Below are 23,729 nucleotides of genomic sequence, written 5' to 3' on the forward strand. Positions count from 1 at the left end.
GCGCTTCGCAAAATCAGAACTCGGCGCGGCAATGGTCGAAATGACCATCGTCGCGCCTTTGCTTTTTGCGCTCGTCCTCGGCTTCGTCGATTTCGGCTACGCCTTCTATCAATGGAACGCGGCGACAAAGGCGGTGCAGGTCGGCGCGCGGCTGGCGTCGATTTCCGACCCGGTTGTCAGCAATCTCACGGCCGCCGCTCCCATCGCGGTACCGGGCGCGCCAGTCGCGGCCGGCGCCTATGGTCCGTTTGTCTGCCAATACACCGGAACCACCGGTGCATGCAGCAATGGCGGCACATTCGATGCCGCCTCCTTCAGCCGCATCTTCCGCGGCGACACGGCAAACACGACCGATGACGTCTGTCCCGCGCCGGCAGCGAACCAGCGACCGGGAATGTGTCACTTCTTTCCGGGGCTACACCGCGACAACATCGTCGTCACCTACTCGGCTACCGGCCTCGGTTTCCAAACCCGTTTGGGTGGACCCGTGCCGACCATCACTGTCAACCTGCGGAACCTGACCTTCCAGTTCTTCTTCCTGAAAGGGCTGATGGGTTTCAACGACATCACCATGCCCTCCATGCTGAGCACGGTCACGGGCGAAGACCTGAAAACGAGCGCACCATCATGAATGCCATCAACACCAAGGTTACGCCGACCAAGCGAAAGCAGGTGGCGTTGTTTTCGTCCGATCCGGCTTTCAAGCGCGAGGTGGCGACGCGGCTCGATGCGCTGGCGATCTATGATGTCAGGATCTCCGAGACGGATGATTTTCTGAAAGGTCCGCCCGCCGATACGCGCCCAGGCATCGTCATCCTCGATCTCGGCAATGGCGGCCTGCTCGGCAGACCAGGCATTGTCGAGGCGCGCGCGCTGTGGGCGTCGGTGCCGCTGATCGCGGTTTCCGATGAGCTGACGTCGGAACAGACGCGCGTGCTGGTGCGCATGAACGCTTCGGACTGGCTGCACAAGCCGCTCGACGGCAAGGAACTGCTCAACGCGGTGACCTTCCATGATACCGGCAACCAGGGAACCAAAAGCCGCATCATCACCTTCATCAGCGCCAGCGGTGGCGCCGGTGCCACGACGCTCGCTTTGTCGGCCGCCGAATTCCTGGCCTCGAAATCGACGGAGCGCGCGGCTTCGACCTGCCTGGTCGATCTCGATTTCCAGAGCGCCAATTGCGGCGCCTACCTCAATCTGTTCAACCAGTTCGATCTGGCGGGCATCATCGGCCAGCCGGAAAGGCTCGATGTCGAGCTGATGGACGTCATCAAGCTGTCGCGCCCGTCCGGTCTCACCCTCTACGCGTTCGAGAGGCCGCAGCTGCCGTTCGAGCCGCAAGGCAGCGATTTCGTCTTCCGGCTGCTCGACCTCGTCGCCTACCGCTTCGACGACATCGTCATCGACCTGCCCAATCTCGAAACGCCGTGGCACAATTCGGTGCTTTCGACGAGCGACGAGATTTTCATCGTCTTCGAACTCAACGTCGCTTCGCTGCGGCAAGGCAAGCGGCTCTACAAGAAGATCCGCGAGTTGCGCGGCAATGCGGTCAGCATCACGCTCGTCGCCAACAAGCACAAGCGCAAATGGTTCGGGAACCATTTTTCGCGCAGTGAGCTCGAGAAGATATTCAAGGCGCCGCACATCAAATCGGTGGCCCTGGACAACACCCTTCTGGCCGATGCCTTGAACCGGGCGATCCTGCCTTCCGAAGTGGATGGCCGGGCGCGCTTCAACAAGGATCTGAAGAAGATGTTCAAAGAGCGGCTCGATGACGCCGCCCGGTAGACATGACGCGGCTGCAAGGCTGATCGGCGCCTGCGTGCTCAGCCTGGCGCTTGCGCTGTCGGCCCAGGACGTCGCCCAGGCGCGATCGAGGCTTTCGGATCGGCCACCACTGCCGGCGATGGGCCCCAGCCTGCGCAAGGCGGTTGCTTTCGCAACCACGGAGCAGCCGGGAACGATCGTCATCCGCAAGAACGAGAAGGCGCTTTACCTGGTGACCCGTCAGGGCCAGGCGCTGCGCTACCAGATCAGCGTCGGACGTGACGGATTCGGCTGGACCGGTGTCGTGAAGGTCGGCGCGAAAACGGAATGGCCGCAGTGGCGCCCGCCCAGGGAAATGCGCGCCCGCCAGCCGGACCTGCCGGAGCTGGTGCCTTCGGGCCCCTACAACCCGCTCGGCGCACGGGCGCTTTATCTGCTTCGGGACGGGCACGACACGCTCTATCGCATCCATGGCACCAACGATCCCTCGGGCGTGGGGTTTGACGGTACATCTGGGTGCTTCCGCCTTACCAACACGGATGTGATCGATCTTTTCAAGCGCGTGCCAATAGGCACCAAGGTGGTGGTTCAATGACGACGATCAGTGACCCGCACGTGCCGACCGTGGCCGCCGAGCCCATCGAACCGCAACTGCTCGACAGGGATGCGAGCCGGTCGCGGCTGGCCGTCGTGGTCGGTGTCGGATTGACACTGTTTGCGGTGCTGAACGCGACCGCCGCCATCTACCTCTATCGCGGCATCTCCGACCTGCGCGTCGTGGAGGGACGTCTGGAGGAGCTCGGCGCGTTCGAGGAGCGGATCGTTGCCCGGCTCGACACGGTCAACAACGGTTTTCAAAGCCGATTTGAAAGGCTGGACAGCCAGTTGCAAGGCAGTTTCAACGAAGTCAACGGCAACCTGGCCCGGTTGGAACAAAGCCCTCCGTCAGCGCGCGACGACGGCAGCGCGGGCGCGGCGGAACCCGTCGTCGTCACCACCAGCACCGTGGCGGACGCATCCTCCAACACCAGCGATATCGCGGCCGAACCCGCGGCTGATACGCCACGGCCACCCAAGCGCAAGAGCACCGCGCCCCCTGCCCCGAACCCCTCCTACCAGCGAACCGAAACGCCGGACGGCAAGGTCTATTATCGCAAGATCAATTGAGGCGGGTCCGGCTTTCGGCGAACCGCCGGATCCGAGAAGCTGGCGCTCTCTCGAATGCCCGATGCGCCAGGCTAGATATCGCGTCCCAAAGCCATGAGACGCAGGGCCGGAGACTCTCCGCGCAGCCGCGTTTCGCGAAGGAACGCGACATGACAATACGCACAGGCCGCGAAGCCCAGAACAAGCACGAGGCTGTTCTGCCAGGTAAAATCGACTATCAGTGCGAATTGGAGGCCGTTCGACAGCGGGAATGCCGCGACAGTACTCGCCGTCTCCGAATGACTGCTGGACGCGATCATCAGTCCGGCAAAGAGCAGGGCGACGTGATTGGCCAGGAAGAAGGCGGCCGGCCGCCTCATGCGGCAAGCGCCCCAGCACACCGCCGCCGCGGCAACCAGGATGACGGCATCCAGAACCATCGAACCGCCCAGGCCAAGATCGACTTGTTGCCAGAACATCGCCGACAAGGGGTGCAGTTCAAGCCAGATCCGCCACATGACGGGGCTGGCGGCATAGGGTCCGAGCAGCAGGGTCGCTATTCGCTCGCTTGCCAGAAGCATCAGGATGAAAGCCGGAAAAGCGAAGAGTAATATCGACTTGCGCTTCATTTTATCCTCGACAATCTGGCGTCAGCATAGATTGCAGAGATTGCGTGAAGCTTAACGCAGGGCGCGACTGCGGCCTGCTTGGGAACTCATCCCGGCAGCCAGTACTTCAGCATCGGCCCATTCGTCCCGCCACGGCGTGATCTTGGCCGAGATGTCATCAAATTTTCCACGACGCCCTTTCAGTTCATGCGGGCCTACGATTCTCCCGCATCGACCATTTGCGCCTTTCGGCTTTCCGCTCCTGGCGACAGTCAGGCCCGCTCCAACGGGCCGGTTGTTGTGCCATTTTTGCTACATTTCACAACCTTATGGTCAAAATCCACCCTTTAGGGACTTCTAATTTAATATTCACTCACGTATCGCGTGAAATTGTTGGATAATCAGGCAAGCTGAGGCTTGGTTGTAGCGCTGGAAAAGAGCGCTGGGGAAACGTTGGGGCGGATTAGATGAACACGACAAGCATGTCGACCATTGGCAGGCGCCTTGGTCTTTTGATGGCGGCTACGATGTTGACCTGCGGGAGTGCGAGTGCACTTACGCTCAAGGAAGCAGTGGCGGTTGCCGTCGAATCCAATCCCGAAATCGGCCAGGCCATAGAAAATCGCGAAGCAATCGAGTTCGAATTGCGTCAGGCCAAGGGGCTTTATCTTCCCAGCGTCGACCTGGAAGCGTCGGCTGGTGCTCGCCGTCTCGACAATTCCTCCCGACGCGTGCTCTCCATACAGGACGACGCGCTTTATCCGGCCGAAACCGATCTGACGGTTTCGCAAACGCTCTATGACAGCGGCGCGAGACGGGCTGAACTGAACCGCCAGGCCTCGCGCGTCGACGGCGCGTCGTTTCGTGTCCTGGAGCGTTCTGAATTCATCGGCCTCTCGGTTGTCCAGGACTACCTCGAATACATGCTTCAGGCCTCGATCGTTTCAGAGGCAAAGAAGAACCTCGGCTTTCATCAAGCAATGCTGCACGACATCCAGGAAGGCATTGCCGGCGGCGGGTTGAACGAAGCCGACCGGCAGCAGGCCGAAGAGCGGCTGTTCGCGGCCAAGGCCCGCATGCAGGAGGCCTCGGAGGAGCTCGAGGCCTCGAGGATACGCTTCTTCAAGACTGTCGGGAAACCGTTGACCAATGCGTCGAGGCCGGCCGATGTTTCCGGCGCGCTGCCAAGGTCTCTCGACGATGCGATCGGCCTTGCGCGGGAGAGCAATCCGCGCGTCCATATGGCCAACAGCGACATCGCCGCCGCAGCCTCGCTGGTCGACGCGGCCCGCGCGAAATACGGCCCCTCGATCGTCGCCGAAGGCGTCGCTCGGGCTGGGTATGACATCGACGGCGACAATGGCGACACATCAGACCTGCAGGCACGCCTGGTGCTGCGATGGAACCTCTACCGGGGCGGCATCGACAAGGCCAACGAGCAGGAGCAGATCCGCCGCACCAGCGAGCAGCGCCTTGCGATGCATCAGGTGCTGCGGGAAATCGAAGAAGCTGTTCGCACCTCCTGGGATCGCCGCTTCCGGCAAGCCGACCTGGCAAAGACCCTGAAGCTGCAAGCCGCCTCCAACGAGAAGCTGGTTGCGTCCTATCGCGAGCAATTCAAGGTCGGGCAGCGCTCGTTGCTCGACGTGCTGGATGCACAGAACACGCGGTTCAACACGGCGACACTGGCGGACACCGCATCCTATGCCTCGCTCTTTGCCCAATATCGGCTTCTGGCGGCGACCGGGCAGTTGCTGAAAACGATGGACATCCACCCGCCAAAGCAGGCCGCGGCCTACGCACGGACCGAGTTCGCCGCACCGGAAACGGCCGACACGGAAACCTATGCGCGCACGCCGTCGGAACAGAAGAACGACCTGCCTTTCGATATCCTGGCGCCGGTCAGGAAAAAATAAGCGGCTGTAAGGGGCGATCGAAAGTCCCTGTGGGCGGATCGTGAACCAGCAACCCAACATCCTCTCCCCGAAGGAGGCGTTCAAGTCCTGCTTCTCGGCCATTGCCGGGTATCTCGGCAGACCGAGCGCGCACACGGTGCTGTTCGCCGGCGTGCCGCTGTCGGACACGCGCATCGACATCGATGCCATCCGGCATCTTGCCGAGCGCATCGGCCTTGAGATCACCGAATTCAGCCATCGTGACTTCCTTCGGGGGCGCATCGATCTTCCCGCCATCGTGTTTCGCGCCGGCCAATTGCCGGTTGCCCTGCTGGCCGAAACCGAGGACGGCGCGTTCACCACCGCTCCCCAGGAAGACGGCCGCGTAACCATCACCAGATCAGAGCTGGCCGCCACTTACATCAGTGGCGGCGTTTCCTTCTCGATAACCTATGCCAACGCCGCCGAAGGGATGAGCGTCGGTTCCGCGCCGAAGATCGAGCGGCGACACTGGCTGACGGGAACGATGGGCCCGTTCTGGCGCACTTATTCGAAGGTCATCCTGTCGGCAATATTCATCAACCTGCTGGCCATCGCCTCGCCGATCTTCACCATGAACGTCTACGACAGGATCCTGCCGAACAAGGCGATATCGACGCTCTGGGTTCTGTCGATCGGCATCGCCGCGGTCATCCTGTTCGACCTGCTTTTGAAGACCGCCAGGGCGTCGCTCATCGACTATGCCGGGCGCAAGGCGGATCTGCGCATCTCATATATGCTGTTCGAGAAAGTGCTGAACTCATCCCTGTCGGCACGGCCGGGCTCGACGGGCGAATATGCAAATCGGGTGACGCAGTATGAGTTCGTGCGCGAATTCTTCACGTCGAACACCATCAGCGTTTTCATCGACACGGCCTTCGTGTTCGTCTTCCTCCTGGTCATCTATGCGATAGGCGGCTGGCTGGTCATCATACCGGCGCTGGCCTTCGTGGCTTCCGTGATCGTCGGACTGGTCACGCAGCGGAGCATTGGAAAACGCGTCGCGGCCTCCATGAACGAGGCCTCGCAACGGCAGGCCCTGCTGGTGGAATCCATCTCCACGCTGGAGACGATCAAGTCGCTGCGGGCCGAGGCGTATCTGTTGCGAAAATGGGGAGAGCATTCCAAGAACGCGTCAAACACGTCCGAGAAGATCAAGCAGCTGTCGGCGGCGGCCGGCAATATAACGCAGGCCATCCAGCAGATGGTCACCGTCGCGCTGATCGTGGCCGGCGCCTACGCCTTTTCTGAAGGACACGTCTCTACCGGCGCCATCATCGGCACCGTGATGCTGGCCAGCAGGGCGGTGTCTCCCCTTGGCCAGATCGCCATCACCTTGTCCAGACTTCGCCAGGCCATGCTCTCCTTGCGCATGGTCAACTCGATCATGGAGCAGCCGGAGGATCGCCCGGACACGGTGGGTTTCGTCAACCGGCCCATCCGCAACGGCGCCATGGTGTTCAGGAATGTCGGCTTTGTCTATCCGGGCTCCGAAAACGAAGTCCTGACCGGCCTGAATTTCTCGGTAAGGCCAGGCGAGCGGATTGGCATCATCGGCCGCATAGGCTCGGGAAAGACAACCATGGGTCGGCTGATCGGCAGGCTTTTCCTGCCGACATCAGGCGAGTTGCTGCTGGACGGGATCGACATCCGCCAATATCACCCATCGGAGGTACGCGCCGCAGTCGGGATTGTCGCGCAAGCCAATGATCTGTTTTCGGGCACCATCAAGGAGAACCTTCTGATGGCTTGTCCGGAGGCGACCGACGAGCAGATTGTCGAAGCGGCCAAGGCTGCCGGCGTCGACGATTTCGTCTCCCGTCACCCGCGCGGCTACGACATGAATGTCGGCGAGCGCGGCACCAATCTCTCGGGCGGCCAGAGGCAGACGATGGCGATCGCCCGGCTGTTGCTGACCAAACCCAAAATCGTCTTCCTGGACGAGCCGTCGGGATCGATGGACCTGGCTTCCGAGCGGCAACTGATCAAGCAGCTCAAAGTGGCTTTCGACCGGAACACGACGCTGATCGTTTCGACGCACCGCTTCAGCATGCTCGAGCTGGCCGACCGTCTTATCGTCATCGAGCAAGGCAGGATCGTTGCCGACGGACCAAAGGACCAAGTGATACAGGCGCTGCAGAAAACAAACGCCTGAAAAACAAACTTATTTAACGTATTCAATGCGTTGGGGTCATATTGACATGCTTGCAAGGGAAGACCGGCCGCCGCTCTTCGCGTCGGCGTCCTTATTGATCATAGGGGCACTGTTTGTGTCTTCTGTCGCCTGGGCGTCCTTTGCCGAGGTCGATGAGATCGCACGCGGCGAAGGCAAGGTCATACCGGCATCCAAAACCCAGATCATCCAGGCCAGCGAGCCGGGCGTCGTTCAGGAAATTGCCGTGAAGATCGGACAGATCGTCAAGAAGAACGATCTCATCATTCGCCTCGATAACTCGCTCAACACGTCCAGCCTCGGCGAGCAACAGGCCAAGGCACGGGCACTTGAGACGCGCATTGCGCGGCTCAAGTTCGAACAGGGCGGCAATATCGAGGGCCAATTTCCCTGCCCTCCCGAAATCCAGAAGGTCGCTCCGGAAATCTGCGACAATGAGCAGAAGTTGCTCGTCGCGCGCCGTGACAATTTCCAGGTCAAGCTGTCCGTTCTCAAATCCCGGCTCGATCAGCGCGAGAATGAATTGGACGAAGCCAACGCCAATCTCGATCGCCTCACCAAGAACCTCGAAGTCAGCGACCGGGAAACTGCGCTGGTCGAATCCATGGTCAAGAAGGGGCTGATGGCGAGGACCGAGCAGATCCGCGTCGAGCGCGAGCAGACCGAACTGCATGGGCAGCTGAACCTCGCCGGTGAAACCATCAAGAAGGCCAAGGCGGCCATCACCGAAGCCCAGCTTCAAGTCAACGAGCTCGGCCTGCAGTTGCAACAGGAGGCGCTGAGCGACCTGACGCAGGCGTTGGCCGACCTTTCGGTTGTCGATGAGACCATACGCGGAGCCACCGACAAGGTAGCGCGCACGGACATACGCTCCCCTGTCGACGGGATCGTCAACACGCTTGATGTCAACACGCTTGGTGCCTTCGTGCAGCCCGGCGCGGTCGTGGCCGGCATCGTGCCGACTTCCGAGACGCTGCTGGTCGAAGCGCGGGTTTCACCACGAGATGTTGCCTTCATCCGGCCGGACCAGGACGCGCTGATCAAGATAACCGCTTATGATTTCTCGATCTTCGGCGGCATCGAGGGCAAGGTCTCCAACATCACCGCCGACAGCCTGGTCGACCAGAAGACGGGCGAGCCTTACTACCAGGTGCGCGTGGCAACAGAGAGGTCGACGCTGACCCGGGATGGCAAGACCTATTCGATCATCCCCGGCATGATCTGTTCGGTCGACATCAAGACCGGACGCAAGACCATCCTCACCTATCTGCTGAAACCGATCAACAAGGCCCGAGAGGAGGCAATGAGTGAGCGATAGCGCTACCTCCCCCCTCGCCGGTCGCGAGCGGCTGCTTCCACCCATGGCGGCAGAGGATTTCGGGCTGGAATTCCGGGTTGTGGCGCGTGGCGGTACGCGACGCGGCATTCGTCTGGAACGGGCGTTCTGGACCTCGCTGAAGCAGATGGCCGAAAGCCGCAAATGCACCATCGGCATGCTCATCGACGAGATCGCAGAGAGCCATACCAACACAGGAAACCTGACATCGGCAATTCGTGTGGCCTGCATGCGCGGATTGGCCGACGAAAACCAGACCTTGCGAAGGCTAGCGTCGATCAAGACGATCAGCGCCATTCTGGTCGGCTGCCCGTCACCGGCTTTTGCGCTGTCTTCGTCGAAGAAGATCCTGACCTTCAACGCGCCGTTCCAGCAACTGGTCAGACGTCAATTACCGGTGGCGCCAAATGAAGATGCGCGCAACGACCTGAAGCTTGCTCTGGACCTCAATGTCGCGGACATATTCACACGGCTCGACGCCAATGGCGAAGCGCCGGTCGCCACCGGTTTCGTCATCGGCGCGGGCGACCGCCGCTACCGTGGGCAGTTGAACGCGGTGCGGGCGCCAGTGCTCGAGCCGGAGCTGCTGATGGCCTTCGTTTTCGGCGGCTGATGCATGTCGCCCGAAAATGTATCGCCCCGGGAAGACGACAGGCGCGAACACAAGACCTGAAGCGCCTCGCATGAATCTATTCCGACCCGACGCACTACATGGAGAAGACGCACCGAGCCGGGCGCCTCGCCTTGGTCCCGGGAGCGCCTAAGGCTGCAGGCCCTCGCCGGGTGCGACCGTCGCAAGACCGCCCTTGATATCGGCGACTTGGGCCGCGCCGGCCCGGGCGCCGTGGATCCACGCGCGGTCGGTGCTGAACGAGTACAACGGCACGTAGTCGGGGAGATCGCTGTCGCGCGAGACAACGTTGCTCAGGCTGTCCAGGATGAACACACCGCTGCCCGTGCTGACAGACAGCACGGCATGAAAGAAGCCGCGCTTGCGGTCCTGGAGCACAACGAGCGACATGCTCTGTGCCGGAATGCCGGCGCGCAACAGCGCCGCCATCTTGAGAATGGCGAAATCCTCGCAGTCACCTGCCCGCCGCTCGAGAATTTCCGAAGGCTTCGCCCAGTAGTCGAGCTTGCCGTAAACCACGCTGTCCTTCTTGTAGGCGATCGCGTGGTTTATGCTTGAGTTGACGAAGGACAGCTTGTCGATGAACCGCTTGTCCCTGGCAACATCGACGATCGCGGTGAAGATGCTGTTCTTGCCGTTGCACGTGCTGCCCGTGGAACAGTCGACGATGGCCTTGTAGACCGGCGCCCAACGCGCGGAGACCGGGAAATTGTGCATGGACAGCGCAACCGATCCGAACACGCCGGGAATTATCGACGCCGTCTGGATGGGATCGATCCCGACATTGCCCCGCGCTGTCGAGGAGCCGTCTTCCCCATCGATGGCGGCAGGCCCGTAGCTGCCGAAAACCGTGCCGATCCTGTAGGCCGAGGCGGGCTGCCAAGGCTGCGGCCGCAGCAGCGAAATACCACCGAGGGTGGGAGGCGTTTCGACCCTTGCCAGCAGCGAATCGACAGGACCGACGCTCCTCGGGAACGCGCCTGCGGACGACGGCTGCGACAGGCCCGCGATTCCGATTGCCAGCAGCAGCGCCTTGAGCCCGATTCTCCCCAGGGCAGATTTTTCTTTTTTCATAACGCCCACCTTTGACTGTGGACGCTATCAATCCCGTCTCAAATTATTGCAAAGGAAGGTGGATAATTTTCCTGTACTTGATAATCTCCATTTTATTTAAAATTTTATGCAAATTTATACTTACGCTCACCAAGCAGCTGGAGCCGACCCACGCCAGACGGATCGCATGCCAGCCAATGTATATCAGGTTATATGTTTCGAGTTTACCACGCGTAAAAAATACTGAAGCTCGCATATCCGAATATATGAAACAGATTGCAAGATAGTTGCAAAGTAGAAGGGGTCACTGTCTCTATCCGGGAAATGCCGGAGGGGTTTTGGCCATGACGAACAGTAACGATTTGGACACCGTCTCGAATTCGTGGGACGAGCACTCTGAACATAATGGCTTGCCGTCGCAGGCGCAGATTCAGGTCGCGGAAGCGCAAAAGGCGGCTCCGGCAGCCGCTGAACCGGTTCCGGTCGACGTCGGCAACGGCACGCCCGTCAAACCGGAAGCACCCGCGGAGGCCAAGGCCCCAGCGGCAGCGGCGCCGCACGAATATGTGGCCGACACCAGCAATGTGGTGAAACTTCCAGCCAACGTCTCGATCGACAACATCAAGGTCGACGGCCACAATCTCGTGCTCGAACAGGCCGACGGTTCGGTGATCGTCATCAAGGACGGCGCCCTCAACGTGCCGACCTTCATCATAGGCGACGTCGAAGTGCCGCGCGTTGCCTTGATCGCGGCGTTGGAAGCAAGCCATGTCGATGTCGCCTTTGGCGCCGACGGGTCGATTTCGGCGGGTCCTGGAGGTTCGGCCTCTAGCGCAGGCGGAGACTTCTCGGTTCCCCCAGGCGGTATCGGCGACGGGTTCGGCCTGTCGGCACTATTGCCGCCGACTGATCTGGCGTTCGGCCAGCCGGACAACCGCGAGCTGTTCCCGTCTCTTCTCAAGCCCGATTCCACACCGTCGATCGGTGACCTGACACCCGAGGCCGGTGGCGGTGACACCATCGTATACGAAAAGGGCCTCACCTCGGCTCCCGACACCAGCGAGATCAATACCGGCACGTTCACCATCTCCTCCCCCGACGGTGTCGGCTCGCTGACGATCGCCGGCCAAGTGATTTCGGGTGCCGCGCTTGCCAACAGCGCATCGACGCCGGTCAGCATCACCACGCCGCTCGGCAGTACGCTGACCATCACCGATTACGATGCCAGCACCGGCCAGGTGAGCTACAGCTACACGCTTGTCCACAGCGAGACCCATCCCGGCGCCAGCACCGATTCCATCTACGACGACATGACTGTGACGGTGACCGACAGCGACGGCGACACCTCGGCTCCCGGCACACTGTCCGTCCAGATCGTCGACGATGTGCCGCATGCGGCGAACGACAGCGGGCAGCAGGCGGCGGAGAACGCGGCGGTCGCGGTCGACGTCAAGGCCAACGACACGGCGGGCGCCGACGGCGTCGACTGGAGCGGCGTGACGCACACGGTTGCGCAGAACGGCGCCAACCCGGCGACGGGGACCCTGTCCTACAACAATGACGGCACCTTCACCTACACGCCCGGCGCGGGCGAACAGGGAACGGTGACGTTCGACTACACCATCAAGGACGGCGACGGCGACACCTCGACCGCGACCGTGACGATCACGCTGCTGACCGACTCGACGCCGACGATCACGGTGACGCCGACCGGCGGCACGCCCGCCGCCGACGCGCAGGCGGTGGTCGACGAGAAGGGCCTGCCGACCGGCACCGGCGAACTGGCCGATCACGATGCCGGCAACAACAGCGACGCGTCCGAGACGACGACCGGCACCTTCAACGTCACCACGGGCGGCGACACGCTGCAGAAGCTGGAGATCGCCGACAAGGACGGCAACCTGGTCAACGTGACCAGCGGCGGCACGGTGCACGGCACCAATGGCGACCTGATCGTGACGGTCAATGGCGGCGTCTACAGCTACAGCTACACGCTGGCCCACAACGTGACCAACGCCGACCCCACCAAGACCGGGGCGGCCGACCAGGCGACCGGCGAGCACTTCGCGGTGACGGTCACCGACAGCGACGGCGACCAGGCCAGCGGCTCGCTGACGGTCAAGGTCAATGACGACGGGCCGCATGCGGTGAACGACAGCGGGCAGCAGGCGGCGGAGAACGCGGCGGTCGCGGTCGACGTCAAGGCCAACGACACGGCGGGCGCCGACGGCGTCGACTGGAGCGGCGTGACGCACACGGTTGCGCAGAACGGCGCCAACCCGGCGACGGGGACCCTGTCCTACAACAATGACGGCACCTTCACCTACACGCCCGGCGCGGGCGAACAGGGAACGGTGACGTTCGACTACACCATCAAGGACGGCGACGGCGACACCTCGACCGCGACCGTGACGATCACGCTGCTGACCGACTCGACGCCGACGATCACGGTGACGCCGACCGGCGGCACGCCCGCCGCCGACGCGCAGGCGGTGGTCGACGAGAAGGGCCTGCCGACCGGCACCGGCGAACTGGCCGATCACGATGCCGGCAACAACAGCGACGCGTCCGAGACGACGACCGGCACCTTCAACGTCACCACGGGCGGCGACACGCTGCAGAAGCTGGAGATCGCCGACAAGGACGGCAACCTGGTCAACGTGACCAGCGGCGGCACGGTGCACGGCACCAATGGCGACCTGATCGTGACGGTCAATGGCGGCGTCTACAGCTACAGCTACACGCTGGCCCACAACGTGACCAACGCCGACCCCACCAAGACCGGGGCGGCCGACCAGGCGACCGGCGAGCACTTCGCGGTGACGGTCACCGACAGCGACGGCGACCAGGCCAGCGGCTCGCTGACGGTCAAGGTCAATGACGACGGGCCGCATGCGGTGAACGACAGCGGGCAGCAGGCGGCGGAGAACGCGGCGGTCGCGGTCGACGTCAAGGCCAACGACACGGCGGGCGCCGACGGCGTCGACTGGAGCGGCGTGACGCACACGGTTGCGCAGAACGGCGCCAACCCGGCGACGGGGACCCTGTCCTACAACAATGACGGCACCTTCACCTACACGCCCGGCGCGGGCGAACAGGGAACGGTGACGTTCGACTACACCATCAAGGACGGCGACGGCGACACCTCGACCGCGACCGTGACGATCACGCTGCTGACCGACTCGACGCCGACGATCACGGTGACGCCGACCGGCGGCACGCCCGCCGCCGACGCGCAGGCGGTGGTCGACGAGAAGGGCCTGCCGACCGGCACCGGCGAACTGGCCGATCACGATGCCGGCAACAACAGCGACGCGTCCGAGACGACGACCGGCACCTTCAACGTCACCACGGGCGGCGACACGCTGCAGAAGCTGGAGATCGCCGACAAGGACGGCAACCTGGTCAACGTGACCAGCGGCGGCACGGTGCACGGCACCAATGGCGACCTGATCGTGACGGTCAATGGCGGCGTCTACAGCTACAGCTACACGCTGGCCCACAACGTGACCAACGCCGACCCCACCAAGACCGGGGCGGCCGACCAGGCGACCGGCGAGCACTTCGCGGTGACGGTCACCGACAGCGACGGCGACCAGGCCAGCGGCTCGCTGACGGTCAAGGTCAATGACGACGGGCCGCATGCGGTGAACGACAGCGGGCAGCAGGCGGCGGAGAACGCGGCGGTCGCGGTCGACGTCAAGGCCAACGACACGGCGGGCGCCGACGGCGTCGACTGGAGCGGCGTGACGCACACGGTTGCGCAGAACGGCGCCAACCCGGCGACGGGGACCCTGTCCTACAACAATGACGGCACCTTCACCTACACGCCCGGCGCGGGCGAACAGGGAACGGTGACGTTCGACTACACCATCAAGGACGGCGACGGCGACACCTCGACCGCGACCGTGACGATCACGCTGCTGACCGACTCGACGCCGACGATCACGGTGACGCCGACCGGCGGCACGCCCGCCGCCGACGCGCAGGCGGTGGTCGACGAGAAGGGCCTGCCGACCGGCACCGGCGAACTGGCCGATCACGATGCCGGCAACAACAGCGACGCGTCCGAGACGACGACCGGCACCTTCAACGTCACCACGGGCGGCGACACACTGCAGAAGCTGGAGATCGCCGACAAGGACGGCAACCTGGTCAACGTGACCAGCGGCGGCACGGTGCATGGCACCAATGGCGACCTGATCGTGACGGTCAATGGCGGCGTCTACAGCTACAGCTACACGCTGGCCCACAACGTGACCAACGCCGACCCCACCAAGACCGGGGCGGCCGACCAGGCGGCCGGCGAGCACTTCGCGGTGACGGTCACCGACAGCGATGGCGACCAGGCCAGCGGCTCGCTGACGGTCAAGGTCAATGACGACGGGCCGCATGCGCATGACGATACCTGGGGTTCGCCTATCACCGGTCCCACGACCCTTACCGGCCTGCTAGGCAACGACGTCTTCGGTGCCGATGGCGTGGCGACAACAACACCCGGCGTGATAACAACCACCAACGGCGCTCATGGCACCGTCATCTACAACAACGACGGAACCTTCACCTACGCGCCGACGGGGGTGTATGTCGGGTCAGACACTTTCACCTACACGATCAAGGACGGCGACGGCGACATCTCGACGGCGACGGTCACTGTGAATGTAAACACCAACTCGGTTCCGACAGGCGGCGGTTCCGTTTCGCTTGTTGTCAACGAGGCGGCGCTCGATACGACGCTGGATAGTGCCACGCCAGCCGACTTGGCAGCCGGCGCGGTAACCGGCAGCAACCCGGGCAGCCGCACGGAAACCGCTCAGCAGACTTCGGGAATAACATTCAACGCGACGGGCGAAGCGTTGACCGTCGCCTTCGGTGACCCCGCGAATCCGGCTTCCGGATGGGTTGCTCCCACAATCTCGAACCTGGCGCCCGGCTATACGATCACCTGGTCACTTAACGGCAGCGGCCAACTTGTCGGGAATCTGATCGAGACGGCCGGAAACGTGGACCTCGGCGCATTCATTTACCTCGCCTTGACTGGCACGAGTGCTGCCGCCGGCAGTTCGGTGACCCCGACGATCACGGCAACCCTGACCGACCATTTGCAGCATCTTGCGGGCAGCGGTGCCAACAGCATCACCATCAACGGGCTTCAGGTGGTCGCAACCGACACCAGTGGCGATCATGTCTCCGGCGCGGTCAATCTGACGGTTCTGGATGACGTTCCGCAGCCGTTCGTCGGCGACGGCATCAACCTGCCGGACTCATTGCATTCCATGCTGACGGAACATCTGAACTTTGCCGCTGGCGCAGGCGCCGACGGCGTCGGGAACGTCGTGTTCAACGTCTCCAACGGCATGGCCGTTACAGACGCCAACGGCGCGAGCGTCTACCTTAACGGCGAGCAGTTGTTCTATCAAATCTCCTCCGATGGTCACACGGTCGAAGGGCGGACATCGGCTGCAAACGGCAATGACCTTGGGTTCACCGCCACGCTCAACCCGGCAAACGACACCTGGTCGTTCGTGCTGAACGGCACGATCTTCAACGGAGCCCAATTCACAACAGCCGGCGCTTCGGCCTCGGGCGGCAACAACCAGGTGATTGCGTTCTCCACGCTCACCACCCCGGATACACCGGACGATCTGCTGGTCACGGCAAGCGGTGGCAACAGTGTCAATACCAGTACTGGAAACTTTGGTGTCGGTAATGGCCAGAGCATCACAAGCGGCGAGACAATCCGTTTCGACTTCGTGAAGAATGCATCGACCACTGGAGTCCTCGCCGGGACCAGCTACACCGAGCACTATGAAGTATCGAGCTTCACCCAAGGGATAACCAAAGCGAACGGCACGGTTGATATCAAGATCAGAGCCGTGAACGCCGACGACGACAAGATTTTCGTTGGCGACAGCTCCGGGGAAGGCACCGCCGCCGGAATCACCGTGACTTTTGTGAACGGATCCGGCGGAGCTGCGCCCACGCTAACGAACAATGGCGACGGCACTTTCACGCTTCATGGGCTGGACCAAGGCGATACCTTCACGGTCTCGGCAAGTTCGGATCCGTTCAGTGCGGTCGAGATCTCGGGAGCCTCGTCGGGAACCTTCAAGCTTGGTCCCGCCACCTTCGCCACCGCCAACGCGGTTGACCCGTTCGACATCAAGATCCCGGTCACGGGATCGGATGGCGATAGCGATACCGCGGCCGGCAGCGTGACCGCGCATCTGTACCCAACGACCTCAACGCTCGAGGGCAGCATCAACGCTGACAATCTCGTTGCGACGGCGACGAAGACAACCTTGCTTGGCCAGGACGGCAACGATCATCTCACCGGCATCAACGGACACGATACGATCCTCTCGGGAGGACAGGGTGACGACACCCTGACCGGCATGGACGGAAACGATACCCTCTATGGCGGCTCGGGCAACGACACGCTCGTCGGCGGCGCAGGTAACGACATGCTGTACGGCGGTTCAGGACTTAACCACCTGACCGGCGGAAGCGGTAACGACACATTTGTGATCGACCCGTCCAAGCTCGCGGCGATCCACATGGTCGATGTTATCTCAGACTATACGCCGGGTCAGGACGTCATCGACCTGTCGGATTTGCTCAAATCCCTTGGAGGCAACGCACCGACTACGGATGCGCAGGCAGGTGCCTCGATCGACGTTACTTTCTCGGGCGGTGCGGCTCACGTTATGGTCGATAACAACGGCACTGCCGCTGGCGGCAACATGGTCGAAGTGGCATCGCTGACGAATGTTGGGGTCGGTTCTGCGATTACCATTCTTTATGATCACAACATGCCCACTCACACGGAAACGGTGGTGGCCTGACGATGTTGACCAACACTCCCGTGGCAAGCACGATCCGGCAACTCCACGATGAGGGAACGACCACGCGTACGACCACGGCAAATCTGGTCTAACGGGATGGCGTGCGCCGACACCATGCTATATATTAGCGATACTTAAAATTGCAGTTTGGAGAGGGACTTACATGAAGCGTTGTGGAAGATTGCTGGCTACGGCCGCCGCGCTGCTGCTGGCTGGATCGACGGGCTTCGCCGCCGACATCATCGAGGGACCTGTAGGCGACTATTGCCGCACCGTCAGCACGTCCAACTTGGTGCTGACCGACAATATCGTCGATCTCAGGCAACAGGTGGTGAAGCTGATGGACGAGTCGGTCGCTGTCGCCAACAGTTCGGAATGGATCAATTCATCCCGGCCGGCATTCGTGTGGGCATCGGAAGCCAAGGTCGCCTGCGGCATGGCCTATGGCTATCTGAAGACGAACTACAAGGACGAAGACACACTCAACAAATGCGAGTGCTTCCACGATCGCATGGTCGAGTACATGCACTGACCGGATGGGCCGCGCCGGTTGGCAATCATGACAGCCGGGCGATCGATCCTGGGGGCGGTCGCCGGCATAATCCCCCTGACCAGCGTCGCGCAGTCCAACGGAACTTGCCGCGGACGGCCTGTACACCACCGCACGAAGCATCGCGCCAGGCACAATGAGCCGGTTCTCGGGTGACCCGCGTCCGCTGCCGCCGGCGAGATCGAACAATGCTCAAGGCGGCGAGGGCCCGCCTCCTTGAAGAGCACGGCAAAACGGCACGGCACATCCGCCGCAACATGAATTGAAGACCAGACCGGGGAAATACCCGGCGGCAGACACAGGGTGGAGCAATCATGGAAGCAGGCCGGCAGGTCCGCAACCCGCAGATTTTGGCGATCGCCCTGGCGCTCGCCACGATAGTGTCGGGCTGCCAGTCGAAAGGCGGCGTTTCCGACGTGCTCGATCAGGCCGCGGCTGCCGCGCCCGCCGGCCAGAATGCCGCCGGTCCGGCCCAGGCGAGCCAGTCGCTCGGCACCGGTTCGACCAAGGTCACGATGTTGCTGCCCTTGTCGGCGCCCGGGACGTCAGGAGAGACCGGCAGGAAGATGCGTGATGCCGCCAAGCTGGCGATGACCGATATCGGCAATGGATTGCTGACGTTGACGATCGAGGACACCAAGGGCGACAGCGCACAGGCCAGCAAGCAGGCCGTGCAGGCCATGACGACGGGGTCGAAAGTGGTCATCGGTCCGACCGAACTGCCGGCGGCCCAGCATATTGCCACGCTGTCCGGATCGAAGCGGCCGCCGGTCCTGGCGCTTGCCGACAATTTCGCGGGCGGCGCTGGGGTTTACGCCGTGCGCCTCAGCGAAGCCGACAGCGCCGCGGCGGGCGCAGCAGGGCTCGCCGCGAAAGGCCGCAAGAAGTTCGTATTGCTGGTCGCCGAAGGCTCAAACGCCGGCGCCGTGGAGAAGCGGGTGGCGAACAGCCTTAGCATCTATGGCGCAACACTCGCGGTCACCCTGCCTTATTCGGCCGGCGACGGTGGCGCGAAGGCGATCGACCAGATGGGCTCGCTCGTGGACGCTCCCGACGCGGTCATCGTTGCCAGCGGCGACGGCAGCCCCTCACCCGTCCTTGCCGCTCTCAAATCAAAGGGCATTCCGGGAAAGGCAATCTCTATCGTGGGGACGGACCGCTGGCTGGAACATCCCATGGATCCGTTGTTCGAGGGGGCATACATCGCCACGCTCGATCCAAGCGAAACCGGACCGATCGCCGACCGTTTCAGGACGACATACAATTATCCGGCCGACGTCAATGCGGCCTATGCCTATGATATGATTGCCCTGACAGCTGGGATAGCGAGCGCGGTCGGACCTGACGGCTTCAGCAAACAGACTCTCGAAAACCCGAACGGGTTTCGCGGATCGACAGGTTTGTTCCGTTTTCGCGCTGACGGATCCAGCCAAAGATCGATGCCATTCTATCGGATAGAAAAGGGTGTGCTCAAACTGGTTGCCAAATCGACGTCGGGTTTCTGACCGGCTGCCGGCGGGACCTTGCTCGAATGCCGCGATGGCCTGATGGGCACGCCTCGGCATGCCCGCCTGATGATCGCGGTCGGGGGCCTTGAACTGCTGGTCGGAATTGTCCTGATCATGCGCGCCGGAGCCCTGCTTTCCCTCGAGCGGCCCGCCCCTGCGCCGTCGCTGGAAAATTCCGGCAAGCAAGCGGCCCCGGTGGATACAGCCATTTTCGACGGATCAAGACGAGAACCGGCACGGCGGATTGCCGAGAGCCTTATCGCCCCGCCGCCGGTTGACGCCTCGGAAATCGAGCGGGTCGAAGCCCGGCCGCCGCTCGGTGAACTCGGCCTCGCCGTCCGCCCCAGGACGCCAATGCCGCAAGACTGGCGCGAAACCCTGCTGTACCATCCAATTGCAACGTCGTCGGCGACTTTCGAATCGATGGGGCGGAAGGTGGTCATCAGCGGGGCTCTGGACATCGACGAGGCCCAGACCTGCTCGTTTCGCGACGAAGCCTGGCCCTGTGGGCTGCGCGCCCGCGCGGCCTTCAATGCCTGGCTGCGGGGGCGCGCGCTGACCTGCTTTCTGCCGCCGGAAACCGAACGCTTTGCCATCGCCGCGCCGTGCCGGCTGGGCAAGCAGGATGTCGGCGCCTGGCTCGTCGCCAATGGTTGGGCCATGGCGTTGCCGGGCGGCATCTATGGCAAGGCGGAAGCAATTGCCAGGGATGCCGAGATGGGTATCTTCGGGCCGCCGCGATAGGCTGGGAGGGCTCGGTCGCCGAAGTCGCGCGACGACAGGATGGATCGTTCAAATTGTACGGTTCGGCGAAACCGAAATTACGGCAGGCAGGCCTTATACCAGCCGATCTGACAGGAGATTGGCCAATGACGAGACCAATGGCGACCACCACTGCCCAGGACTGGAAGCGCGTCGCGTGGTTGACGTTCCTGGGAACCGCCGGGAGCCTCGGCCTTTCCCTTGGACTGAACTACCTGCTCCTGTTCAGCGACACGCTGACGCCGTTCGCCCGCAGCATGATCACCGCGGGACTGCTGCCGGTGATCATAGGCCTGCCGCTTTTCGCGCTGATCGGCTGGAACCGGGTCGAAATCCACCGCTACCGGCAGGAACTCAACAAGTCCGGAACGTATGACAGGCTGACGGGCTGCCTGAACGGGCCGGTCTTCACGTCGATGATTGAACGACGGGCCGCCAGGCGATCGGGACCAGGACCACGCTCGGGCGCCTTCCTGATCATTCATCCGGAACACCTTCGATCCATCAACATGCGCTTTGGGCTCGAATGGGGCGACGAGGCCTTGCGGCTCATCGTCTCGACCATACAGTCGTCGGTACGCGAGGGGGATCTGGTCGGACGCATCGGGGCCTCGATGTTTGGGGTTTTCCTCCCGGGCGCGACCGAAGCAGAGGCCAAGGAAGTCGGCGAACGTATCCGGACGCGTGTCGCGCAGGTCTATTTCGCGCCAAAAGGCACCGAGGATGTCCTCACCATAAAGGTCGGCGGTGTGATGTTGGAGAACGAGATGGAGTTCTCGGACATGTTCCGGTCCGCCGAACAACACCTGTCCGACACGCAGGATGACGCCGGGTTCGAACTGACGCATCTGCACAGCTGACAACAGCCGGGGCACCAAAGCAGGCCAATTCAAGAACCAGGAAAACTGGTTCTGCGAAAATATAGTAAACGGCCTTTCTGCTCATTGGCGAGCCGGGGATGATCCTGACCACATCCGCGGCAAGAAAAGCGACGTCGCCGTCGCCGGCGCCGCTGCCGACATCCAGCACCCGCATAGCCTGACTTACCCGGCGCATGGCAAATAACTTCGTGTCAACGGCTCGACCAGCGCCGCTTGGGTCGCCAACCGTCGCGACTCCCGATCGGTGTGGCCGAGCTCATACTCGTAGCGGCGTTTTGTGTCGGTCGGCCGGGATCCCATGGCGCGTACCCTCGATCGCCTCCGGCGTCTTAGATCATTCCGCGAAACACTCCATCAATCTCCAGTTGTTCCCCAGGCGCGCCCTTTTCAAACAATCCGACGGTCGCACCAATGCTGGAGGCCAACACCTGCTCCGGTTTCTCATGACCCCACATCAAGAACCCGGAAGGCCAGCCCTCGACAGCATTTCAAGGAATCTCGAGTGATGATGATCCTTCACGTAGCGCGGCACAAAGCCGGGACAGACATTACCCAGGTTGAGATGAGGAAGCTGTGACAGGCAGTGATGGATCGCCCGCGACGCTTCTTCGTTGTTTCCGGTGGCCGAAGCGCTCGCGGCCCAATAAAGGGCGCCGCGAACGAAGCCCGGCTTTGTCCTGACCACCTTGCGGGCGACCTCAAGCGCCCGCCGGTCATCTCCGCCGGCAAACAACGCCACAACCAGGCCGTGGTGACGCCAGAAATCGATGACGTCATGCGTTCCGAGCCGGATTGCCTCATTGGCCTCACGCACTGCTTCACCGACCTGTCCGCGCAACGCAAAGAGCATCGAAATGTCGCCGTGGCCAGACGGGTAGCTTGGGTTGAGACTGATCGCGTGTTGGCATTCGGCGATCGCCTCGTCGATACGGCCGGAACTTTCGAGGGCGAATGACAGGATGCAGCGGGCGATTTCGTCGTCAGGCACTGCCAGTACCGATGCTTTCGCAAGCTCAATCGCACGTTCGATCTGCGCCTGCTCCCGAGGCAGCGCGCCGAACGCCACGCTCATGGAGATCGCGATCGAAAGCGTTCGCTGTGCACGGGCATTGTCGGGGCCTATCGAAAGGGCCTTCTCGGCGAGTTCTATCCCGACCAACAACGAGTCCCGGGTCATCTCAAAATACTTCATGAGAGCTTCGTTCACCAACCTGCGCACTTCGGGAGGGCCCGGCGGGCTTTTGTCGCGAACCTTCCAGTTCGTCAGTTGCAGTTCGAGGATCACGGCCAGCACAACCGACTGTGCGATCCTGTCCTGGAATTCGAGCGCGTTCTCGGAGTGGCCGTCGAATTTCTGAGCCCAGACATTGTGGCCGCTGCCAGCGTCGGCAAGCTGGACGTTCACCCTCAGTTCGTCGCCGGATCGCTGAACGCTGCCGTTGAGCATGTAACGCGCTCGAACCAAGGCCGGCGTTTTGAGTTCATCGCCGTTCTTCTCCAAGGACGGGAGCCCGGAGAGCACGACATAGTCGGCAACCTCGGAGAGGGCCGTGGTAATGTCCTGGACGAGCCCCTTGGCGAAAAAGTCGTCGCCTCGCTTTCCGGTGAGATTGACGAAGTCGGCAACGCTGATGGATGGCCGCCCGGAGCGCTGGCTGGCTGGAGGAGCGTTTGCCGACTGCAGAGTTGTCGTGTCGGCGGCAGACAGCAGGGATTGCCACAGCGCCCGCGTCTCCGGGCTCGCCTCGACGCCGAACTCCTTCTTCAGCATGCTCCTGCAAGCCTCGTATGTCCTTATCGCCCTGTCGCGCTGGCCGCATGCGGCAAGCAAGTCCATCTTGAGCCGATAGGACTCCTCCCGCGCCGGGTCCATGCCCAGAATTCGATCGGCCAAGGCTAGCCCGGCCTCTGTGTCCACGAGGCGGGCAAGTTTTTCAAAGGACTCAAGCGCACGGCCCAGCAGCCTGTCGCGTTCCGACGCCGCCCAGTCATCGAAAGCGTTGCTCCCCAGATAGACGCCATCAAGAAACGGTCCGATATAGTGCGCCAGAGCCGTCTCGAGGTCCGGTGCGGAGCGGGCGGAAAGCCCGGATTCAAACTCCTCGACATCAACTCGCACCGTGTCCGGTCTGAGGCCTATCAACTCCCTCCGGGAATGGATGATATCCACGCCCGCCCGCGACAGATCCCGGCGCAGAACGCTGAGGGTCTGACGCAAGCTGTTGCGCGAGTGTTCGCTGTCGCTATCGCCCCAGAGCAGATCAGCCAGCTTCTCCCTTGTCGCCGTCATGCCTGGACACCGGGTCAGATAGGCAATGATCGCGGGACCCCGCTTCCCGGTCAACCAGATCGGGCCGACAGTTTCCTTCTCAATTCGGAAGCCGCCGAAGAGTGAGATTTTACTTGCGGCGACGCTGTCCCCACTTTGCATTTCTTAACAGCTTCCCAGCCTAACGAAATTCTAACTCAAAACTAACGCTTCGCAACCGGTAGAACCACGCGTTCAAGCGCTACCGTGACGACAGATCAATT

Annotated in this window: 16 protein-coding genes; 13 read left to right on the forward strand and 3 right to left on the reverse strand. The window is 62.3% G+C overall.

Annotation, left to right across the window (positions count from 1 at the left end):
• Positions 1 to 31: 31 nt before the first annotated feature.
• Genes EB231_RS31260 through EB231_RS31275 form a run of 4 tightly spaced genes read left to right on the forward strand, consistent with a single transcriptional unit; the run spans position 32 to position 2,937 of the window.
• Complete coding sequence (locus EB231_RS31260) at positions 32 to 631, forward strand: TadE/TadG family type IV pilus assembly protein (RefSeq protein WP_246740791.1); 600 nt, start codon at positions 32 to 34, stop codon at positions 629 to 631.
• Entirely contained in the window at positions 628 to 1,791 is a 1,164-nt protein-coding gene (locus EB231_RS31265) for an AAA family ATPase (RefSeq protein ID WP_172352246.1), read from the forward strand. The genes EB231_RS31260 and EB231_RS31265 overlap by 4 nt, the downstream gene beginning before the upstream one ends.
• Complete coding sequence (locus EB231_RS31270; protein ID WP_172352247.1) at positions 1,775 to 2,365, forward strand: L,D-transpeptidase; 591 nt, start codon at positions 1,775 to 1,777, stop codon at positions 2,363 to 2,365. Before EB231_RS31265 ends, EB231_RS31270 begins: the two co-directional genes overlap by 17 nt.
• Entirely contained in the window at positions 2,362 to 2,937 is a 576-nt protein-coding gene (locus tag EB231_RS31275) for a hypothetical protein (RefSeq protein WP_172352248.1), read from the forward strand. The genes EB231_RS31270 and EB231_RS31275 overlap by 4 nt, the downstream gene beginning before the upstream one ends.
• A gap of 71 nt (positions 2,938 to 3,008) precedes the next feature.
• On the opposite strand, the gene EB231_RS31280 is transcribed toward EB231_RS31275, so the two are convergent.
• Positions 3,009 to 3,545, reverse strand: a complete 537-nt coding sequence (locus EB231_RS31280) for a hypothetical protein (RefSeq protein WP_172352249.1) — start codon at positions 3,543 to 3,545, stop codon at positions 3,009 to 3,011.
• Positions 3,546 to 3,991: 446 nt separating this feature from the next.
• Here EB231_RS31280 and EB231_RS31285 point away from each other — a divergent pair, with 446 nt between their 5' ends.
• The 4 genes from EB231_RS31285 to EB231_RS31300 are packed head-to-tail and all read left to right on the forward strand — an operon-like array spanning position 3,992 to position 9,580.
• Positions 3,992 to 5,440, forward strand: a complete 1,449-nt coding sequence (locus tag EB231_RS31285) for a TolC family protein (RefSeq protein WP_172352250.1) — start codon at positions 3,992 to 3,994, stop codon at positions 5,438 to 5,440.
• A gap of 40 nt (positions 5,441 to 5,480) precedes the next feature.
• Positions 5,481 to 7,613 (forward strand): type I secretion system permease/ATPase, encoded by a 2,133-nt coding sequence (locus tag EB231_RS31290; protein ID WP_172352251.1) that lies wholly within the window; start codon positions 5,481 to 5,483, stop codon positions 7,611 to 7,613.
• 46 nt (positions 7,614 to 7,659) lie between these two features.
• Complete coding sequence (locus EB231_RS31295) at positions 7,660 to 8,949, forward strand: HlyD family type I secretion periplasmic adaptor subunit (protein WP_172352252.1); 1,290 nt, start codon at positions 7,660 to 7,662, stop codon at positions 8,947 to 8,949.
• Positions 8,939 to 9,580 (forward strand): ribbon-helix-helix domain-containing protein, encoded by a 642-nt coding sequence (locus EB231_RS31300; protein WP_172352253.1) that lies wholly within the window; start codon positions 8,939 to 8,941, stop codon positions 9,578 to 9,580. The genes EB231_RS31295 and EB231_RS31300 overlap by 11 nt, the downstream gene beginning before the upstream one ends.
• A gap of 147 nt (positions 9,581 to 9,727) precedes the next feature.
• Here EB231_RS31300 and EB231_RS31305 read toward each other — a convergent pair whose 3' ends face one another.
• Complete coding sequence (locus tag EB231_RS31305) at positions 9,728 to 10,672, reverse strand: transglutaminase-like cysteine peptidase (protein WP_172353105.1); 945 nt, start codon at positions 10,670 to 10,672, stop codon at positions 9,728 to 9,730.
• Positions 10,673 to 10,995: 323 nt separating this feature from the next.
• Between EB231_RS31305 and EB231_RS31310 the strand changes: the two genes are divergently transcribed.
• The 5 genes from EB231_RS31310 to EB231_RS31330 all read left to right on the forward strand — a co-directional run bounded on the left by EB231_RS31310 (position 10,996) and on the right by EB231_RS31330 (position 21,176).
• Entirely contained in the window at positions 10,996 to 17,496 is a 6,501-nt protein-coding gene (locus EB231_RS31310; RefSeq protein WP_172352254.1) for an Ig-like domain-containing protein, read from the forward strand.
• A 163-nt stretch (positions 17,497 to 17,659) separates the two neighbouring features.
• Positions 17,660 to 18,028 (forward strand): hypothetical protein, encoded by a 369-nt coding sequence (locus EB231_RS31315; protein WP_172352255.1) that lies wholly within the window; start codon positions 17,660 to 17,662, stop codon positions 18,026 to 18,028.
• A 332-nt stretch (positions 18,029 to 18,360) separates the two neighbouring features.
• Positions 18,361 to 19,551: an ABC transporter substrate-binding protein gene (locus tag EB231_RS31320; RefSeq protein ID WP_172352256.1), complete on the forward strand. Its 1,191-nt coding sequence runs from the start codon at positions 18,361 to 18,363 to the stop codon at positions 19,549 to 19,551.
• 117 nt (positions 19,552 to 19,668) lie between these two features.
• The gene (locus EB231_RS31325) at positions 19,669 to 20,298 is read left to right on the forward strand and encodes a thermonuclease family protein (RefSeq protein WP_246740792.1); all 630 of its coding nucleotides are present in this window, start codon (positions 19,669 to 19,671) and stop codon (positions 20,296 to 20,298) included.
• Between the two features lie 125 nt (positions 20,299 to 20,423).
• Positions 20,424 to 21,176 (forward strand): GGDEF domain-containing protein, encoded by a 753-nt coding sequence (locus EB231_RS31330; protein WP_246740793.1) that lies wholly within the window; start codon positions 20,424 to 20,426, stop codon positions 21,174 to 21,176.
• Between the two features lie 475 nt (positions 21,177 to 21,651).
• Here the strand turns inward: EB231_RS31330 and EB231_RS31335 are convergent, their stop codons facing one another.
• Positions 21,652 to 23,628 carry a BTAD domain-containing putative transcriptional regulator gene (locus tag EB231_RS31335; protein ID WP_172352258.1) on the reverse strand — a complete coding sequence of 659 codons (1,977 nt, stop codon included), beginning with the start codon at positions 23,626 to 23,628 and terminating at the stop codon, positions 21,652 to 21,654.
• Positions 23,629 to 23,729 lie beyond the last annotated feature (101 nt).

Origin of the sequence: Mesorhizobium sp. NZP2298, from assembly GCF_013170825.1 — a bacterium.
Taxonomy (GTDB): Bacteria; Pseudomonadota; Alphaproteobacteria; order Rhizobiales; family Rhizobiaceae; genus Mesorhizobium.

Coding starts and splice junctions, on each gene's coding strand:
- EB231_RS31325 (WP_246740792.1), top strand. CDS start 19,669: ATGCGCGCCGGAGCCCTGCTTTCCCTCGAGCGGCCCGCCCCTGCGCCG.
- EB231_RS31280 (WP_172352249.1), bottom strand. CDS start 3,545: ATGAAGCGCAAGTCGATATTACTCTTCGCTTTTCCGGCTTTCATCCTG.
- EB231_RS31260 (WP_246740791.1), top strand. CDS start 32: ATGGTCGAAATGACCATCGTCGCGCCTTTGCTTTTTGCGCTCGTCCTC.
- EB231_RS31315 (WP_172352255.1), top strand. CDS start 17,660: ATGAAGCGTTGTGGAAGATTGCTGGCTACGGCCGCCGCGCTGCTGCTG.
- EB231_RS31265 (WP_172352246.1), top strand. CDS start 628: ATGAATGCCATCAACACCAAGGTTACGCCGACCAAGCGAAAGCAGGTG.
- EB231_RS31275 (WP_172352248.1), top strand. CDS start 2,362: ATGACGACGATCAGTGACCCGCACGTGCCGACCGTGGCCGCCGAGCCC.
- EB231_RS31285 (WP_172352250.1), top strand. CDS start 3,992: ATGAACACGACAAGCATGTCGACCATTGGCAGGCGCCTTGGTCTTTTG.
- EB231_RS31330 (WP_246740793.1), top strand. CDS start 20,424: ATGACGAGACCAATGGCGACCACCACTGCCCAGGACTGGAAGCGCGTC.
- EB231_RS31295 (WP_172352252.1), top strand. CDS start 7,660: ATGCTTGCAAGGGAAGACCGGCCGCCGCTCTTCGCGTCGGCGTCCTTA.
- EB231_RS31320 (WP_172352256.1), top strand. CDS start 18,361: ATGGAAGCAGGCCGGCAGGTCCGCAACCCGCAGATTTTGGCGATCGCC.
- EB231_RS31305 (WP_172353105.1), bottom strand. CDS start 10,672: ATGAAAAAAGAAAAATCTGCCCTGGGGAGAATCGGGCTCAAGGCGCTG.
- EB231_RS31310 (WP_172352254.1), top strand. CDS start 10,996: ATGACGAACAGTAACGATTTGGACACCGTCTCGAATTCGTGGGACGAG.
- EB231_RS31335 (WP_172352258.1), bottom strand. CDS start 23,628: ATGCAAAGTGGGGACAGCGTCGCCGCAAGTAAAATCTCACTCTTCGGC.
- EB231_RS31270 (WP_172352247.1), top strand. CDS start 1,775: ATGACGCCGCCCGGTAGACATGACGCGGCTGCAAGGCTGATCGGCGCC.